The organism is Actinomadura sp. B10D3 (assembly GCF_039871695.1).
In the GTDB taxonomy this organism is placed as follows: Bacteria; Actinomycetota; Actinomycetes; order Streptosporangiales; family Streptosporangiaceae; genus Spirillospora; species Spirillospora madurae.
Window position 1 is genome coordinate 270,546 of record NZ_JBDPLY010000002.1, and the last position, 14,022, is coordinate 284,567.

At 72.3% G+C, this 14,022-nt stretch carries 18 protein-coding genes; 6 read left to right on the top strand and 12 right to left on the bottom strand.

Features of this window, described 5'->3' with window-relative positions; all coding sequences use genetic code 11:
* Window positions 1-65 precede the first annotated feature (65 nt).
* Window positions 66-734, top strand: a complete 669-nt coding sequence (locus tag ABGB11_RS04515; RefSeq protein ID WP_347629059.1) for a TetR family transcriptional regulator — start codon at window positions 66-68, stop codon at window positions 732-734.
* Window positions 735-771: 37 nt separating this feature from the next.
* On the opposite strand, the gene ABGB11_RS04520 is transcribed toward ABGB11_RS04515, so the two are convergent.
* Both ABGB11_RS04520 and ABGB11_RS04525 read right to left on the bottom strand, forming a co-directional pair.
* Window positions 772-2,535, bottom strand: coding sequence for a prolyl oligopeptidase family serine peptidase (locus tag ABGB11_RS04520; protein ID WP_347629061.1), 1,764 nt, complete (start codon window positions 2,533-2,535; stop codon window positions 772-774).
* Window positions 2,536-2,604: 69 nt separating this feature from the next.
* Window positions 2,605-2,985 (bottom strand): hypothetical protein, encoded by a 381-nt coding sequence (locus ABGB11_RS04525; protein WP_347629063.1) that lies wholly within the window; start codon window positions 2,983-2,985, stop codon window positions 2,605-2,607.
* A 68-nt stretch (window positions 2,986-3,053) separates the two neighbouring features.
* Here ABGB11_RS04525 and ABGB11_RS04530 point away from each other — a divergent pair, with 68 nt between their 5' ends.
* Window positions 3,054-3,527, top strand: coding sequence for a helix-turn-helix domain-containing protein (locus ABGB11_RS04530; RefSeq protein ID WP_347629064.1), 474 nt, complete (start codon window positions 3,054-3,056; stop codon window positions 3,525-3,527).
* Window positions 3,528-3,554: 27 nt separating this feature from the next.
* Here the strand turns inward: ABGB11_RS04530 and ABGB11_RS04535 are convergent, their stop codons facing one another.
* The 3 genes from ABGB11_RS04535 to ABGB11_RS04545 are packed head-to-tail and all read right to left on the bottom strand — an operon-like array spanning window position 3,555 to window position 4,820.
* Window positions 3,555-4,331 carry a MerR family transcriptional regulator gene (locus ABGB11_RS04535; protein WP_347629065.1) on the bottom strand — a complete coding sequence of 259 codons (777 nt, stop codon included), beginning with the start codon at window positions 4,329-4,331 and terminating at the stop codon, window positions 3,555-3,557.
* Window positions 4,332-4,388: 57 nt separating this feature from the next.
* On the bottom strand, window positions 4,389-4,532 hold the full coding sequence (locus tag ABGB11_RS04540; protein WP_347629066.1) for a hypothetical protein: 144 nt from the start codon (window positions 4,530-4,532) through the stop codon (window positions 4,389-4,391).
* 15 nt (window positions 4,533-4,547) lie between these two features.
* On the bottom strand, window positions 4,548-4,820 hold the full coding sequence (locus tag ABGB11_RS04545; protein WP_347629068.1) for a hypothetical protein: 273 nt from the start codon (window positions 4,818-4,820) through the stop codon (window positions 4,548-4,550).
* A gap of 310 nt (window positions 4,821-5,130) precedes the next feature.
* Here ABGB11_RS04545 and ABGB11_RS04550 point away from each other — a divergent pair, with 310 nt between their 5' ends.
* Window positions 5,131-5,583 carry a hypothetical protein gene (locus tag ABGB11_RS04550; RefSeq protein ID WP_347629070.1) on the top strand — a complete coding sequence of 151 codons (453 nt, stop codon included), beginning with the start codon at window positions 5,131-5,133 and terminating at the stop codon, window positions 5,581-5,583.
* On the opposite strand, the gene ABGB11_RS04555 is transcribed toward ABGB11_RS04550, so the two are convergent.
* Complete coding sequence (locus ABGB11_RS04555; RefSeq protein ID WP_347629072.1) at window positions 5,570-7,063, bottom strand: methionine--tRNA ligase; 1,494 nt, start codon at window positions 7,061-7,063, stop codon at window positions 5,570-5,572. The genes ABGB11_RS04550 and ABGB11_RS04555 overlap by 14 nt on opposite strands.
* A 208-nt stretch (window positions 7,064-7,271) precedes the next feature.
* Here ABGB11_RS04555 and ABGB11_RS04560 point away from each other — a divergent pair, with 208 nt between their 5' ends.
* Window positions 7,272-7,556, top strand: a complete 285-nt coding sequence (locus tag ABGB11_RS04560) for a hypothetical protein (RefSeq protein WP_347629074.1) — start codon at window positions 7,272-7,274, stop codon at window positions 7,554-7,556.
* 201 nt (window positions 7,557-7,757) lie between these two features.
* Here the strand turns inward: ABGB11_RS04560 and ABGB11_RS04565 are convergent, their stop codons facing one another.
* Together ABGB11_RS04565 and ABGB11_RS04570 are read right to left on the bottom strand one after the other, a co-directional pair.
* Window positions 7,758-8,372: a hypothetical protein gene (locus ABGB11_RS04565; RefSeq protein WP_347629076.1), complete on the bottom strand. Its 615-nt coding sequence runs from the start codon at window positions 8,370-8,372 to the stop codon at window positions 7,758-7,760.
* 116 nt (window positions 8,373-8,488) lie between these two features.
* Window positions 8,489-10,435, bottom strand: a complete 1,947-nt coding sequence (locus ABGB11_RS04570) for a BTAD domain-containing putative transcriptional regulator (protein WP_347629078.1) — start codon at window positions 10,433-10,435, stop codon at window positions 8,489-8,491.
* A gap of 56 nt (window positions 10,436-10,491) precedes the next feature.
* On the opposite strand from ABGB11_RS04570, the gene ABGB11_RS04575 reads away from it, so the two are divergent.
* Window positions 10,492-11,355, top strand: coding sequence for an alpha/beta hydrolase (locus ABGB11_RS04575; RefSeq protein ID WP_347629080.1), 864 nt, complete (start codon window positions 10,492-10,494; stop codon window positions 11,353-11,355).
* A 22-nt stretch (window positions 11,356-11,377) separates the two neighbouring features.
* Here ABGB11_RS04575 and ABGB11_RS04580 read toward each other — a convergent pair whose 3' ends face one another.
* The 4 genes from ABGB11_RS04580 to ABGB11_RS04595 all read right to left on the bottom strand — a co-directional run bounded on the left by ABGB11_RS04580 (window position 11,378) and on the right by ABGB11_RS04595 (window position 13,783).
* Complete coding sequence (locus ABGB11_RS04580; protein WP_347629082.1) at window positions 11,378-11,503, bottom strand: hypothetical protein; 126 nt, start codon at window positions 11,501-11,503, stop codon at window positions 11,378-11,380.
* Between the two features lie 80 nt (window positions 11,504-11,583).
* Complete coding sequence (locus tag ABGB11_RS04585; protein WP_347629083.1) at window positions 11,584-12,360, bottom strand: N-acetylmuramoyl-L-alanine amidase; 777 nt, start codon at window positions 12,358-12,360, stop codon at window positions 11,584-11,586.
* A gap of 163 nt (window positions 12,361-12,523) precedes the next feature.
* On the bottom strand, window positions 12,524-13,195 hold the full coding sequence (locus ABGB11_RS04590) for an alpha/beta fold hydrolase (RefSeq protein WP_347629085.1): 672 nt from the start codon (window positions 13,193-13,195) through the stop codon (window positions 12,524-12,526).
* Between the two features lie 93 nt (window positions 13,196-13,288).
* A complete protein-coding gene (locus ABGB11_RS04595) occupies window positions 13,289-13,783 on the bottom strand; it encodes a hypothetical protein (RefSeq protein WP_347629087.1) in 495 nt (164 codons plus the stop codon).
* A 73-nt stretch (window positions 13,784-13,856) separates the two neighbouring features.
* Between ABGB11_RS04595 and ABGB11_RS04600 the strand changes: the two genes are divergently transcribed.
* Window positions 13,857-14,021: a hypothetical protein gene (locus ABGB11_RS04600; RefSeq protein WP_347629089.1), complete on the top strand. Its 165-nt coding sequence runs from the start codon at window positions 13,857-13,859 to the stop codon at window positions 14,019-14,021.
* Window position 14,022: the final 1 nt, after the last annotated feature.

Consider the following 14,022-nt stretch of genomic DNA (forward strand, 5'->3'; position numbering starts at 1 on the left):
GGTTGCGCCGTGCGGCGGTTCGTGGCATGAGCGGGACGTCGCACTCGGGCTTTAGGGTGGCATGCGTGACCGAGACGAAGGCCGTGAAGTCCGAGCAGACGCGCGCCCTGATCGTCGAGACGGCGCTGCGCCTGTTCCGGGAGCGCGGGTACGAGGCGACGACGATGCGGGCGATCGCCAAGGAGGCGGGCGTCTCGGTCGGCAACGCCTACTACTACTTCGGCTCCAAGGAAGAGCTGATCCAGGCCTACTACGACGAGCTGCAGGACGATCACGTCGCGGCCTGCCGGGCCGTCCTGGACTCCGAGACCGCCTTCGCGGCCCGGCTGCTGGGCGTGCTGAAGGCGCGGGTCGACACGATGGTCCCGTACCACGAGTTCGCCGGGAAGTTCTTCAAGTTCGCCGCCGAGCCGACCAGCCCGCTCAACCCGTTCAGCGCCGAGTCGGGCCCGGCCCGCGACTCGGCGGTGGCGATCTACCGCGAGGTCGTCGAGGGCTCCGACCTGAAGATCGACAAGGAGTTCCGGGCCGAGCTGCCCGAGCTGCTGTGGATCTACTCGATGGGCATCGTCCTGTACTGGGTGCACGACAGCTCGCCCGGCTGCCGCAAGACCTACCTGCTCGTCGAGCGGACGGTCCCGCTGGTCAACCGGATGGTGTCGATGTCGCGCCTGCCCGGGTTCAAGTCGGTGACCCGCGAGCTGGTGGGCATCATCCGCGAGGTCCGCGCGTGAACCCGGGGCGGGCGGCGCGACCGCCCGCCCCGACGGCTCACGACATGCCGAGGTGCTTCCGGGCGAAGCCGATCTCGGCGGCCATCTGCTTGATGCGCTCCTCGACGACGAGGGAGCCGTGGCCCGCGTCGTAGCGGTACACCTCGTGCGGGCGGCCCAGCTCGGCGAGCCGCGCCAGGTAGTTGTCGATCTGCCGGATGGGGCAGCGCGGGTCGTTCTCCCCGGCGAGGACCAGCACCGGCGCCGTGACCCGCTCGACGTAGGTGATGGGGGACGATTCGCGGTACCGCTCCGGGACCTCCTCCGGCGAGCCGCCGAACAGCGACCGGTCGAACGCCTGGAGCCCCTCCATCTCGTCCTCGTATGCGGCGACGTAGTCGGCGACGGGGACGGCGGCGACCGCGACGCTCCAGTCGTCCGGCCGCGTGCCGATGCCGAGCAGGGTGAGGAACCCGCCCCACGACCCACCGGTCAGGACGAGCCGCTCCGGGTCGGCGAGCCCCGACCCGACCGCCCAGTCGCGGACGGCCGTGACGTCCTCCAGCTCGGTGAGGCCGACGCGCCCCTCGATGGCGTCGCGCCACTGCGACCCGTAGCCGGTCGAGCCCCGGTAGTTGACGCGCACGACCGCGAACCCGTGGTCGACCCAGGCGGCGGCCGTCGGGACGAACGAGTCGTCGTCCTGCGCGGTCGGCCCGCCGTGGACGTCGAAGACGGTCGGGTGGGGGCGGTCCCCCTCCGGCTTGCTGACCAGCGCGTGGATCCGGCCGCCCGGCCCGTCCACCCACACGTCCTCGACCGGGACGGACGGCGGCGCCGGCGGCCCCGGAGGCGTGAGGACGACCGCGCCGGACGTGGAGCGGATCACCGGCGGCTCGGCGGCCGACGACCAGATGTACTCGACGGTCCCGTCCGGCCGCACGGCCGCCCCGCCGATCACGCCGCGCGGCGTGTCGATCCTGGTCAGCGTCGCGTCCACCAGGTCGTAGCGGTACAGCTCGTCGCGCGCCTCGTGCGAGTGGGAGACCAGCAGCGCCGTCCCGTCGGGGTACCAGTCCGCGCCGATCTCGCCGGGCAGGTCGAGGACGATCTCCCGCTCGGTGCCGGCGACCGGGTCCCAGACGAGCATCTCCTCCCGGCCGCGCCGCTCGTGGTTGACCAGGAGCCGCGCGTCGCCCTCGACCGGGGCGAACCCGGCGCCGTAGACGCCCTTGCCGGGGCCGTCCCAGAGGTCGGCGACCGCCGTGCCGTCGGGACGCAGCACGCGCAGCGCCATGTGGCGGCTGTCGCCGTGCTCGCTGTGCCCGATCGCGATCAGGGACCCGTCCCGGGAGAGGTCGGCGACGTGCGCGTCCTCCGCGTGGTGGTAGAGCACCTCCGGCGCCGAGCCGGGCCGGCAGAGGTGGACGGTGTTGCCCTCGTCGGTCGTCCGCCCGATGACGGCGAGACCGCCGCGGCCGAGGGCCACCCCGGACGGGTACGACGGCTCCAGATCGGGCACCGCCGGAGCGCTCCCGGTCTCGCCGAACGGGACGCGCCGCCACACGCCGAACTCGTCCCCGTCGGTGTCGGCGAACCACCACACCGACTCGCCGGACGGGTCGATGGTCCCGATCCAGGTGCCGTTGGGGCGATCGGTCACCTGGCGTTGCTCGCCCGTGTCGCGGTCCCAGGTGTAGATCTCCCACGTCCCGGTCGCGTTCGACCGGTAGATGCTGCGGCTCGGGGCGTCCCGCGCCCATCGGGGCAGGCTCATCCGCGCGGCCCGGAAACGCGCCTTCCAGCGCTCGTCGTCGACCATCCCCCCAGTATCGCCGAGCCGCCGACCCCGGCTCGGCCGATCGGCCGGGACGCCCGCGGCCGCCGCCGGTCAGGGCGCGGGGGCGCCGGCCACGAAGGTGCGTTCCTGGGGGGACGCCACGAGCTCCACCGTGGTGCCGGGGCGGAGCTCCTCGCCGAGGACGGTGGTGATCGCGTCGGTGAGGCCCGCGGCCAGTTTCGCGCTGAACTCGGCGGCCTCGGGACGGTCGAAGGCGGCGGCGCGGACGCCCATCACCAGCGAGACGGTCGTGTCCACGGCCTTGCCGCCCTGGGCGAGGCGGCCGGCGGGGACGCCGGACAGGTGGACGGTCGCCAGCTCGCGGGCCCATTCGCCGTAGGCTCCGACGATCGCCTCGGTCAGCCCGGTGATGAGCGCGGACTCGTGGCCCGCCAGCCTGTCTTCGGAAAGGTGGACGGTCAGGTGCGGCACAGCGGTCCCCGTTCTCTTTGACCTCAAAGGCTTTAATTTCAAAGGCAATGTAACCTCCGGAGGTGCCGATGTCCACCCCCTCGGGCGGTCCGGCCGTCGACGAGGCCGTCCGCACGCTGCTGCTGCTCATGCCGCGGATCGTCGGCCGCGTCAAGCGCCTGCCCATCCCCGCGGCGCTCCAGGGCTTCGACCTGGCGCCGCGCCATCTCGCGCTGCTGGCGCACCTGGAGTACGACGGCCCGGTCACCGTCAGCGAGCTCGCCGCCCGGCTGGAGGTCGCCCCGACCACCGTCAGCCTCATGGTGAGCGACCTGGCGAAGCTCGGCGTGCTGGAGCGCACCGCCGACCCCGCCGACCGACGCCGCCGCATCGTCGCCATCGCCCCCGCCTTCGCCGCGCCGATCGCGGAATGGCTCTCCGGCAGCGCCTCCGCCTGGGAGCGCGTCATGCGCGACCTCGCCCCGGCCGAACGCGCCACGGTCGTCGGCGCGCTGCGCGCCTACGAGGCGGCGTTGGAAGAGGGCCTCACCGACCGTTCATAACGGTGGCTCGCGCGGAGGAGCCGGGGCTCAGGGGGTGGCGAGGCGGGCCAGGAGCTGGTCGATGGCGGTGCGGACCTGGCGGTCCATGGCCCGCGCGAAGCCGGCCTCGACGGTGACCTGGGCGCCGGGCCGCAGCCGCGCGAGGGTCTCGGTGAGCTCGCCGAGATGCCGGTCGTCGATCTCGCGGTCGTCGAGGCGCCCGACGACGTGCGTGGCGATGAGCCGGACGAACATCGCGGCGAGGTCGTCCATGCTGCGCTGCAGCTCCTGCCCGGCCGACAGGACGGCGTCCAGCGGCACTCCGGCCCGGACGAGCGTCACCGTCGCGTCGAGCTGGCGGCGGCTCCAGTGGGTGACGCGGTCGCCGTCCACCGCGATGTGGCCGAGCGCGACGGCCCGCTCGACGGCGTCCGGGCCGACCCCGCCGGGGAACAGCGCCGCGAGCTCGTCCAGCGTCATCGTGACCGGGACCTCGGTGGACCACGGGGTCGTGACGGCCTGCTCGACGCCGAGGACGGTGCCGATGTCGCGGCCCTGCTCCCACGCCGAGAGCAGCTCGCGGATGCCCTCCAGGGTGTGACCGCGCTCCAGCAGGTTCGCGATCATGCGGAGGCGGGCGAGATGGTGCTCGGAGTACAGCCCGATGCGCCCCTCGCGGCGGGGCGGGGGCAGCAGCTTGCGCTCCTGGTAGTAGCGGAGCGTCCGTACCGGGACGCCGGCGGCCTTCGCGAGTTCGCCGATGCGGTACTCGCGGCCGTCGGCACGGGGATGGGCACCCTGGTCGTCCGTCGGCTCCTCGCTCACGGTCGCCAAGCATAGTTCGCGGCGGCGCGCCACCGGGCGGTGCCGGTGGCGCGGTCGCTAGGTGACGCGGCGGACGGTCATGGTCCGGCGTTGTCGGCGCCGGGGCGCTTCCTTGCCGGCCTGGGACGCGTCGGCGGCGATCAGGTCGCGGAGCGTGCGCGGGACGATGTCCTCGCGGCGGTCGGTGAACGGTGAACGCATGGTCCCTCCGGTGGGTCAGGCCGCCGCGGTCAGCTCGGGGTAGGCCGCGGAGACGGTGGTCAGCGCCCAGCGCATGCGGGCGACGTAGGTCTCGGGGTGGTCGCCGGCCTCCTGGGCGACGGCGGCCACGCAGGCGGTGCGGTCCTCGCCGTAGGCGCCGAACCGGTCGTGGATGGCGCTGCGGACCTGCTCGGCGGAGGGGTGGTCGGACTGCTGCAGCCGGGAGGTGAAGAGGATCTCGGCGAGGTCGGCTGCGGTCATCGAGGTGAAGTTCGGCGTGTTCGACATCGGAGTGCCTTCTTCCTGCGGGAGGGTTCCTCGTCGTCCCTTCTGCTGATTACGACTCTGCCCGCCGGGCGAACTCATCGCCATAGGGGAAAACCCCTAACCGGGGTGGAGTAATCCCCCCGTCGCCTCAGGGTCCGGGCCCGGGCCGACCCTCGGTCGAGCGCGGCGGGCGCCTCCTACAGAGCCTAGGTGCGGTGGGCAAATTCGGGCCGCCCGCGCTGCGGGACATTTCGGAGTTAAGCGGCGAATCTCCCTACGCGCCGGTAACATGCGTCTACCGCATCCACGTGGACCGCGAAGGGGACGCGCCATGCAGCCCGACCTGGACACGTTTCTCGCCGACCGCCTCCACGAGATCACCGCCGAGGTCGTCGGCGAGATCACCGCGCGCGTCCCCGCGTACGGGCACCTGCGGGCGGGCGAGATCCGGCCCCTCGTCCGGGACGCCCTCGCCGTCTACAGCGGCGCGCGGGAGGCCGGCTCGGTGATCGAGGTGTTCCGCGACCTCGGCGCGAGCGAGGCGCGGGCCGGGCAGGACGTCCGCCACTTCGAGTCCGCCCTGCGCATGGGCGCCCGCGTCCTCGTCCGCCGGACGGCCGGCGCCGCCGCCCGCCTCTACCCGCCGACGGCGGAGTTCGTCGCGATCATGGAGACCGCCTTCACCGCCGAGGACGAGCTGGTCGGCGCCGCCGTCGAGGGCCACCATCGGGCGCGGCGGCCGCACGTCGCGCGCCGCCTCTACAGCCTCCTCAGCGAGAACTGACGCCCTCCCGCGCCGGGCGCGGCTCACCGAGGCGGCGGAACACCGGTTCGGGACGGGGAAGCCGCTGCCCCGCGCACTGCCGCCGGACGCGTTCGGCCGCGTCGGGCAGGAACGGCTCCAGCAGGTCGCCGACCGTCCGGCAGGCGCTCACCAGCCCGGCCAGGACGGCGCCGAGCCGCGGGTCACCGGCCTTCGCCAGCTCCCAGGGCCGCACCCGGTTGATGTGGCGGTTGGCCTCGTCGACGATCCGCCACACCGCGGCGGTGGCCCGGCGGAAGTCGGCGTCGTCCAGTGCCGCGTCGATCTCGCCGGGCGCCTCCCGGCAGACGGCCTCCAGCTCGTCCGCCTCGGCGGCGGGGACCTCCCCGCCCCGGTACCGGTGGACCATCGAGACGACCCGGTGGACGAGGTTGCCCAGGCCGTTGGCCAGCTCGTCGTCCGCCCGCGCGATCAGCCGCTCGGCGGTGAAGTCGGCGTCGCCCACCCTCGGCACCTCGCGCAGCAGCCACCAGCGGACGGCGTCCACGCCGAACTCGCGGACGAGGCCGACCGGGTCGACCGTGACGTCCCCCGACTTGCTGATCTTCCGTCCCCCGGCCGTGAGGTACCCGTGCACCAGGATCTCGTCCGGCACGGGCAGCCCGGCGGACAGCAGCATCGCCGGCCAGTACACGGCGTGGAACCGCAGGACGCCCTTGCCGACCAGGTGGACGCGGCGCCCGCCCCCGGTCCACCAGCGCCGGTAGCCCGCGCCGTCGCGCCCGTAGTCGAGTGCCGTGACGTAGTTGCCGAGCGCGTCCCACCACACGTAGATGACCTGCGACGGGTCGTCGGGCACCGGAATGCCCCAGCCGCGGGCGCGCTCGGTGGAGCGCGAGACGGAGAAGTCCTCCAGCCCGCCCGCGATGAACGAGAGGACCTCGTTGCGCCGCTCGGCGGGCTCGATGCGGAGCCTGCCGCTGCTGACCAGGTCGTGCAGCCGGCCGGTGTAGCGCGACAGGCGGAAGAACCAGTTCTCTTCGGAAACCTGCTCCGGGACCGTCCCGTGTTCGGGGCAGCGCCCGTCCGCCAGTTCGCCTTCGCCGTAGAACTGCTCGCAGCCGACGCAGTACAGGCCTTCGTAGTGCCGCCGGTACAGGTCCCCGGACGCGGCGCACGCCCGCCACAGCCGCTCGACCCCGGCCCGGTGCCGGGGGTCCCGGCTGGTGCGGATCGCGTCGTCGACCGACAGCGAGAGCGGGCCCACCAGCCCGATGAACTCCTCGGCCAGCGCGTCCACGAACTCCTGGACGCCGATGCCGGCGGCCTCGGCGGCGAGGACGTTCTTCAGCGAGTTGTCGTCCGTCCCGGCCTGGAACCGCACCTCGCCGCGCCGGCGCAGATGCCGTGCGAGGACGTCCGCCTGCACGAGTTCCAGCGCGAATCCGAGATGGGGACGGGCGTTGACGTAGGGGATGGTCGTGGTGATGTAGACACCCATGGGGCTCCTCCATGTGAGACCGGAGCCCCGAAACGAGAAGAGGCCCCGCGAACAGGGCCTCGAACAGCGTCCAGAGTCAGCGGCCCCGCGAGCGGGGCATCATGGCCTGACCGGTGAACGTCGTCATGGGCACAGTGTACCGATTTCGCACCCGACCGGTTCCGGCCGAACCTTGCCAGTGTTCGTTGGCGAGATGAGAATCGGGCGCATGAGGAAACTGAGCATGGCCCTCGGCGGCGCCGTCCTGTCCGGTGCGCTGGTCCTCGGCGCGGCTCCCGCGCAGGCGGCGCAGGAACCGGACGCGGGACAGATCCCCCAGGACGTCATCGAGCGGCTGCCCGCACCGCTCCGGGCGGCCGCCGAGTCCCCCGGCAGCATCGGCTGGGACGACAGGGGGCCCTACATCGTCTGGGGCAACCTGTCGTGCCGCATCCACCTCTTCGTCCCCGAGGAATGGGGATGGGCCTGGGGCACGGGACCCTGCTGGTTCTGACCGGTCATTCCCCGAGGGCGGCGGTGAGATCGTCCAGGTGCCGGGAGACCGGGCCCGCGGTGAGGACGCCGCTGCCCGCCCCCGCCAGCTCGCCGGCGGCGCTGACCCTCGACTGCCAAGCAGAGCAAAGGCACAGCAGCGCGATCGAAGCGAAAGGCCCGGCAGCCAGAAAGGCTGCCGGGGCTTTGGTCGAAGCTCTGATCAGCCGCAGTGCTCCCGTTCGGAGTACCACGTCTGTTTGCCCTTGGCCTTGTCTCGGGCATAACCGCCCCAGGCGACGCACCTGCCTGGGCCCCCTCCATAAACCGGACCGGCGTAGTACTTGTAGTCGCCGGAGTCAATGGCGGGCCATACACCGTCGAAAAGGTATGCCTCTGTGTCGGTCTTGGTGCCGACGAAGTCGGTCTTCCAGGTGACCACGCAGTTGACCTTGCCGTCGTACATCAGGTAGATGACGGCGCCACCCAGGGTGTGGCGGTCGATCACGCGGAAGCCATTGCCGCACGCAGCTGTCGGTGTCGATGCAGCGCTCGCTGCGGTGGGTGCGGCGATGGAGCCGGCGACGATCGCTGCGCTGGTCAATGCCAGCACGGCTGCCTTGCTGAACTTGCGCACGGAATTCTTCACCCATCGTTGAGGGATGCGAACTTGAGACTCTTCTATCTGTCCGGGCATCCGTTTTCCTGGCAACCGCTTTGAGAGTTTAATTTGGCGTTCGCCGCGGCGGAGGTGCCGTGCCAGGACATCCGCCGGCACGAACCCCCACTGGGGACGTGTGTTGACGTGCAGAATGGGCGTGGTGGTGTAGACACCCATGGGGCTCCTCCACGTGAGACCGGAGCTCTGAAATGAAAAGAGGTCCCGTAAACAGGGCCTCCGGCAGCGTCCAGTGTCAGGTGCCGTGCTGGTTTGGCGGGGCTGGTTCTGGTCGGTCAGGTTCTTAGGGCGGTGGTGAGGTCGTTCAGGTGATGGGAGACCGGGCCCGTGGTGAGGACGCCGCTGCCTGCCCCTGCCAGTTCGCCGGCGGCGGGTGCCAGTTCGGTATGTGCGCGTTGCATCATCGTGTGGTCGCCGACGGCGATGGCGGCCTGGGCGGTCAGGGTCCACAGGGCCTCGAAGAGCAGGTCGCGCGGCGGTTCGGGGACGTCCCGCACGGCCTCGGCGGCCTCGTCCGGCCGGTCCCGCGCCAGCAGGAGGAGGGGACGGGCCCAGGGCTCGTAAGGCCCCCAGTCCCCCGGGCAGGTCTGGGCGGGCCGCCGGTGCTGGACGCGCAGGCAGAGGAGCGCGAGCGACAGAAGGCCGTCCTCCAGGCCGGGCATCCCGCAGCCCCGCATGTGCTCGGCCGCGTTCCGGTAGGCGGCCTCCGCCTCGGCCATCGGGGCACCGGACGCGGCGAGCCGCAACGCCCGATACCAGGTGGTGAACACGCCGACGAGCGGGCGCTCGTGCCGTTCGGCCAGCCGGTCGGCGGCGTCCGCGTGCGCGTCGGCCCCGGTGAAGTCGCCGAGCGCGCAGCGGGCCTGGAGCCGGACGAGCCGTCCGAGGACCTCGTAGTTCACCAGGTCGTTGCGCGCCGACAGGTCCACCAGCTCGGCACCGATCCCGTCCCGCCGCGCCGCCCGCCCCGCCCGGTCGAACGCCTGCATGAACGCGCCGTTGAGCGCGAACGCCAGTAGTGCGGGATCGTCCAGGCCGCGGGCGAGGCGCTCGGCTTCCCGGGCCGCCGCCCGGCCGCGATCGGACAGGGCGCCGCGCGACTCCAGCGCGATCGTGGCCAGCAGCCGCGCCCGCGCGGCCTCGTACTCGTGCGGCAGCCGGGCCAGGCACCGCTCGGCCGCCGCGACGACCTCGGCGGCCTGGCGCGGATCGTCCGACCGGGTCCAGATCGCCGGGACGTCGTAGGCGCCGATCACCCGGGCGGTCAGCTCGGCGTCGCCCAGCTCCTCGGCCGCCGTGATCGCCGCCATGCGCTGCTCGCGGGCCGCCACCAGGCCTCCGGCGCCGGTCACCGCCAGGTTCCGCAGGATGCCGACCGTCGATTCCAGCCGCGCCCGCGCGCTGGACGAGACGCTCCGGTCGTACGCCTCCGCCGCCTGCGCCCACACTCGCGAGGCCGCGTCGTGTCCAAGTTCCAGGTGGTCGGCCTGGCGGAGGATGTCTTCCTCCAGGCGACGCAACATCGGGCTGGGGTCGAGGCCGAGGTGCTCTACCAGGAGGCTCCGTGCTCGGCGGAGCACCGCCAGCGCATCGCCCTGACGGCCCGTGCGGTACAGGGCGAGCGCCAGGAGGCGCCACGCGTCCTCCCGCCAGGGGTGCTCGGCGACATGGGCATCGAGGTCCGGGATCGCCTCGGCCGCCTGCCCCAGGGCCATGAGCGCGCCGGCCCTCCGCTCGACGGCGTGCAGCCGCAGCTCGGCGAGCCGGGAGCGCTCGGCGTGCGCCCACGGCTCGCCGGCGAACTCGGCGTAGGCGGGGCCGCGCCACCAGCCCAGCGCCTCGTCCAGCTCCTTGACCTGCTCGGACGGCGGGCGCGTCGCGGTGGCGGCCTGCTCGAAGCGCCAGGCGTCCACCCCGTCCGGGGCGGGGCGCAGCGCGTACCCCGGTCCTTCGGTGACGAGGAGCCTGGACGGCGTTCTTGGTGGACGATCGGGCTCCAGCACGCGCCGCAGCGCCGCCACGAAGGTGCGCACCGCCCCGACCGCGTCCGACGGGGGGTCGGCCCACAGATCGTCCACGATCCGGGACACCGGCACGACGCGTCCCCGCGCGACGATCAGCCGGGCCAGGACGGCGCGGTGCCGCGGCCCCTTCAGGGCGATCGCGCTCCCGGACCCGTCCCAGGCGGTCACCGGCCCCAGCACCCCGAACAGGACCTCCACGCCGACCACGGTATAGCGCTCATCGGATGCTCATCCGCCCCCGGCACGCTGAGGCCATGCCTACGATCTCTGGATTCGACTACATACGCGTCCCCGTCGCCGAGGGCGTCTCCCTGAACGCGGCAGTCGGCGGCTCGGGCTCCCCGATCGTCCTGCTGCACGGCTTCCCGCAGACCCACCTGATGTGGCGGCACGTCGCCGCGGACCTCGCCGCCGACCACACCGTCATCGCGCCCGACCTGCGCGGATACGGCGACAGCGGCAAGCCGTCCGACGGCTACTCCAAGCGCACCATGGCCGCCGACGTCGTCGCCCTCGCCCGCGCGCTCGGCCATGACCGGTTCGCCCTCGCGGGCCACGACCGCGGCGCCCTCGTCGCCTTCCGCGCGGGCCTCGACCACCCCGCCACGATCACGCACCTGGCCTGCCTGGACGTCCTGCCGACGCTGGACATGTGGGACGTCCTGCACGGCACCACAGCCGCGGCCGGGTTCCACCTCTACCTGATGGCCCAGCCGCCCGGCCTGCCCGAACGGCTGATCGCCGGGGAGCCGGACGCGTTCTTCGGGCACTTCCTCGACCTGTGGGGAAACGACCCGTCCGCGATCCCGCCCGACATCCGCGCCGCCTACCTGGACGCCTGCCGCGCCGCGATCCCCTCGATCGTCGCCGACTACCGGGCGTCCGCGGGCGTCGACGTCGAGCACGACACCGCCGACCGCGACGCGCGCAACCGGCTGCGGATGCCCGTCACCGTGCTGCAGCAGGACTGGGGCGCCGTGCTCGGCTACGACGCCGAGGCGCTGTGGAGCGCCTGGGCGTCCGACCTCCGGCACGCCACCGTGAACTTCGGCCACTTCATGGCGGAGGAGGCACCGGCCGACATCGCGAAGGAGCTCCGGGACCTGCTGTCCCGCTAGGGAACCGCCGTGCCGGGGCGGTCTACCACCAGGGCGGACCGCCCTGCGTCGCCGCCCACACCCACAGGTAGAGGAGGAAACCGGACACCGCCAGCCCGAGCATCATCTCCCAGTTGGGCGGTGCGTGCCGTCCTGCCCTGCGGGCCATACCGTCCCCCGATCATCCGGCGTCATCCCGGGACGTAGCCGGACGATCTCCCCCTTAATCCCCGTGAACGGCAAACAGCGTCAACGCAGGTAAGCCTGGAAGCCCTTCGCCAGCGAGTCGGCCATGCGCTGCCGGAACGGGCCGCTGGTCATCTTCGCCGCGTCACCCGGGTTCATCATGTTGCCGCACTCGATGAACGCGACCGGCACCGTGGACAGGTTCAGCCCGCCGAGGTCGTCGCGCCGGTCCAGGCCGTTCTTGCCGAGGTAGGTGGAGAAGGGGATGCCCGTCCCGGACCGGAAGCCGTCCCGGATCGCCACGCCCAGCGTGCGGGACGGGGTGACGATCGGCGCGTTCTTCCCCACCGGCAGCGGCGTGATGACGTGGAAGCCGTGCCCGGACGGCGCCGAGCCGTCCGCGTGGATCGACAGGGTCGCGTCGGCGCGCAGCCGGTTGGCGATCGCCGCCCGCTCGGTGATGCACGGCCCGACGCCCTCGTCGTTCTTGCGCGTCAGCGTCACCTTGGCGCCCTCGGCCCGCAGCACCTTCGCCAGCCGGTTCGCCAGATCCCAGGTGAAGGCGTGCTCGGGATACCCGCCGGTGGTCCTCGTCCCGGTCGTGTTGCAGGGCTTGTAGCCGTTCCCGACGAAGACCTTCCTGTTGATCTGCTCGGGGTGGTCGGCGTTGGCCCCGTTGTGCCCGGGATCGAGCACGATCACCTTGCCCCTCAGCGCCGAGCCGCTGGTGGGACTGCCGTTACCGGTGGCCGTCGGCGGCGGTGCGCTGCCGGCCGGCGGGCCGTCGTCGGACGAATCGGTGCAGGCGGCCAGCAGGCTCAGGGCCACCCCCGCGATCACGGAAGCGCACGCGAATTTCCGCACAGGCCCGTCCCCCCAGAAAGAGCCCTGTCGCCGACCCTGACAGTCTGCACCGCCAGGACCAGGCCAAACGCGACGTGACCCGACAAGTCGTCGGGACGCACGGAGGCGGGCGGGCCTGCCCGCCCGCCTCCGTTGCCGATCAGCCCTTGGTGAACTGGGCGATGGCGCCGAGCACCAGGGGGTCGGCGAGGAAGCCGATGTGGGTCTGGCAGGCCACGTAGTGGTTGTTCGCGCCGGTGAGGCGCGTGCTGGTGTAGGGGATGATGATGCCGTCGCAGGGCGAGTACCAGGTCGCGTACTGCGTGCTCCCGGGCGTCTCGTCACCCGCGGTGATCTGCCGGATGAACGACGAGCCGGGCAGCATCTGGCGGCACGTCGCGTAGATGGTGCAGGCGCTGGCGAAGGTGGTCCCGTGGTTGGCGCCGGCGATGGACGCCAGGTGCGCGACGTTGGAGTTGCCGTTCAGCACCTTCAGGTAGTACTGGCTGACCAGGCCGCCCATGGAGTGGTTGACGATGTCGACCTGGGACGCGCCGGTCCGCGACTTGACCTGGTTCACGTACGACGCGAGCCCCGCCGCGTTCTGCGTGTTGTCGCCGTAGGAGTTGTACTCGTACGCGAACAGCTGGTCACTGCTGTAGCCGGCGGCACGGAACACCGACATGGCGGTCACCCAGTTGGACGCGCTGCCCGTGTACCCGTGCACGAACACCACGGGCCGCGGCCCCGCCGCGTGAGCCGGCGCCAGGCCGGACCCGAACGCCGCCAGCGCCGCGCACAGCGCGATGAGCGATCCGAGGAGCCTTCTCATGAATCCTCCAGGGGTGGGACGAACCAACCCCCGGAGTGTCAACCCACGCCAAAGGCCCCCACATCGGCGAAATCACCAGCCTCCGCGGAAGGCTCAGGCGGACTCGTCGAGAAGGTGCTCGTTCCACACGGCCGCCGCCCGCTCGTGGGAGTCGACTCCGGCGAAGAAGGCGTCGGCCAGCGCGGCGTAGTCCGGCTCTTCGACGCCCGTGACGTCGATGAACTTGGGCCGGTAGACCGCGAACCCCTGCGGCGACGACCGCGGCAGGTACGGAACGGCCATCGTGAGCGCCTGCCGCTCGGTGCCGTACTCGACGGCGTCGACGATCAGCGCGTCGACCTTTCCCCTGTCGAGGTGAAGGTAGGCGTCGACGACGAGTGCCGCGCGGATCCGGCCGTCCCGTCCCTCCTCCAGAGCGGCCTGGCCGGCTCGTGCGGCATCGCCGACGTCGTCGAAGACGAGCCGGTCCATTCCCTGGCCGCCGTCCGCGTCCACGTACCCGAGCATGGGGATCAGCGTCTCCCCGTCGGCGACGCTCCAGACGCCGTGAGCGGCGTAGAACCCGGCCAGCCGTGCGATCTCGTGCATGGCGCGCCAGCGTACCGGTCGCCCCGCCCCTCGATCCGCGGAGTCGAGGACGTCAGGCGCGGAGGTGGGGGAGGTGGCGGTCCAGGTGGCGGGGGAGCCACCGGTTGGCCTCGCCCATCAGGACCATCAGGGCGGGGACGAGGACGAGCCGGACGATCGTCGCGATCAGGGCGGCGCTGGAGATGACCCGTCCGGTGAAGTCGAGCGCGCGTTCGACAGAACTGACCGAACGATCTAAA

Excerpts from the sequence above, each read along its gene's own strand:
- ABGB11_RS04595 (WP_347629087.1), bottom strand. The coding sequence starts at position 13,783 with ATGCACGAGATCGCACGGCTGGCCGGGTTCTACGCCGCTCACGGCGTC.
- ABGB11_RS04590 (WP_347629085.1), bottom strand. The coding sequence starts at position 13,195 with ATGAGAAGGCTCCTCGGATCGCTCATCGCGCTGTGCGCGGCGCTGGCG.
- ABGB11_RS04575 (WP_347629080.1), top strand. The coding sequence starts at position 10,492 with ATGCCTACGATCTCTGGATTCGACTACATACGCGTCCCCGTCGCCGAG.
- ABGB11_RS04530 (WP_347629064.1), top strand. The coding sequence starts at position 3,054 with ATGTCCACCCCCTCGGGCGGTCCGGCCGTCGACGAGGCCGTCCGCACG.
- ABGB11_RS04555 (WP_347629072.1), bottom strand. The coding sequence starts at position 7,063 with ATGGGTGTCTACATCACCACGACCATCCCCTACGTCAACGCCCGTCCC.
- ABGB11_RS04550 (WP_347629070.1), top strand. The coding sequence starts at position 5,131 with ATGCAGCCCGACCTGGACACGTTTCTCGCCGACCGCCTCCACGAGATC.
- ABGB11_RS04545 (WP_347629068.1), bottom strand. The coding sequence starts at position 4,820 with ATGTCGAACACGCCGAACTTCACCTCGATGACCGCAGCCGACCTCGCC.
- ABGB11_RS04565 (WP_347629076.1), bottom strand. The coding sequence starts at position 8,372 with ATGGGTGTCTACACCACCACGCCCATTCTGCACGTCAACACACGTCCC.
- ABGB11_RS04520 (WP_347629061.1), bottom strand. The coding sequence starts at position 2,535 with ATGGTCGACGACGAGCGCTGGAAGGCGCGTTTCCGGGCCGCGCGGATG.
- ABGB11_RS04560 (WP_347629074.1), top strand. The coding sequence starts at position 7,272 with ATGAGGAAACTGAGCATGGCCCTCGGCGGCGCCGTCCTGTCCGGTGCG.
- ABGB11_RS04580 (WP_347629082.1), bottom strand. The coding sequence starts at position 11,503 with ATGGCCCGCAGGGCAGGACGGCACGCACCGCCCAACTGGGAGATGATG.
- ABGB11_RS04540 (WP_347629066.1), bottom strand. The coding sequence starts at position 4,532 with ATGCGTTCACCGTTCACCGACCGCCGCGAGGACATCGTCCCGCGCACG.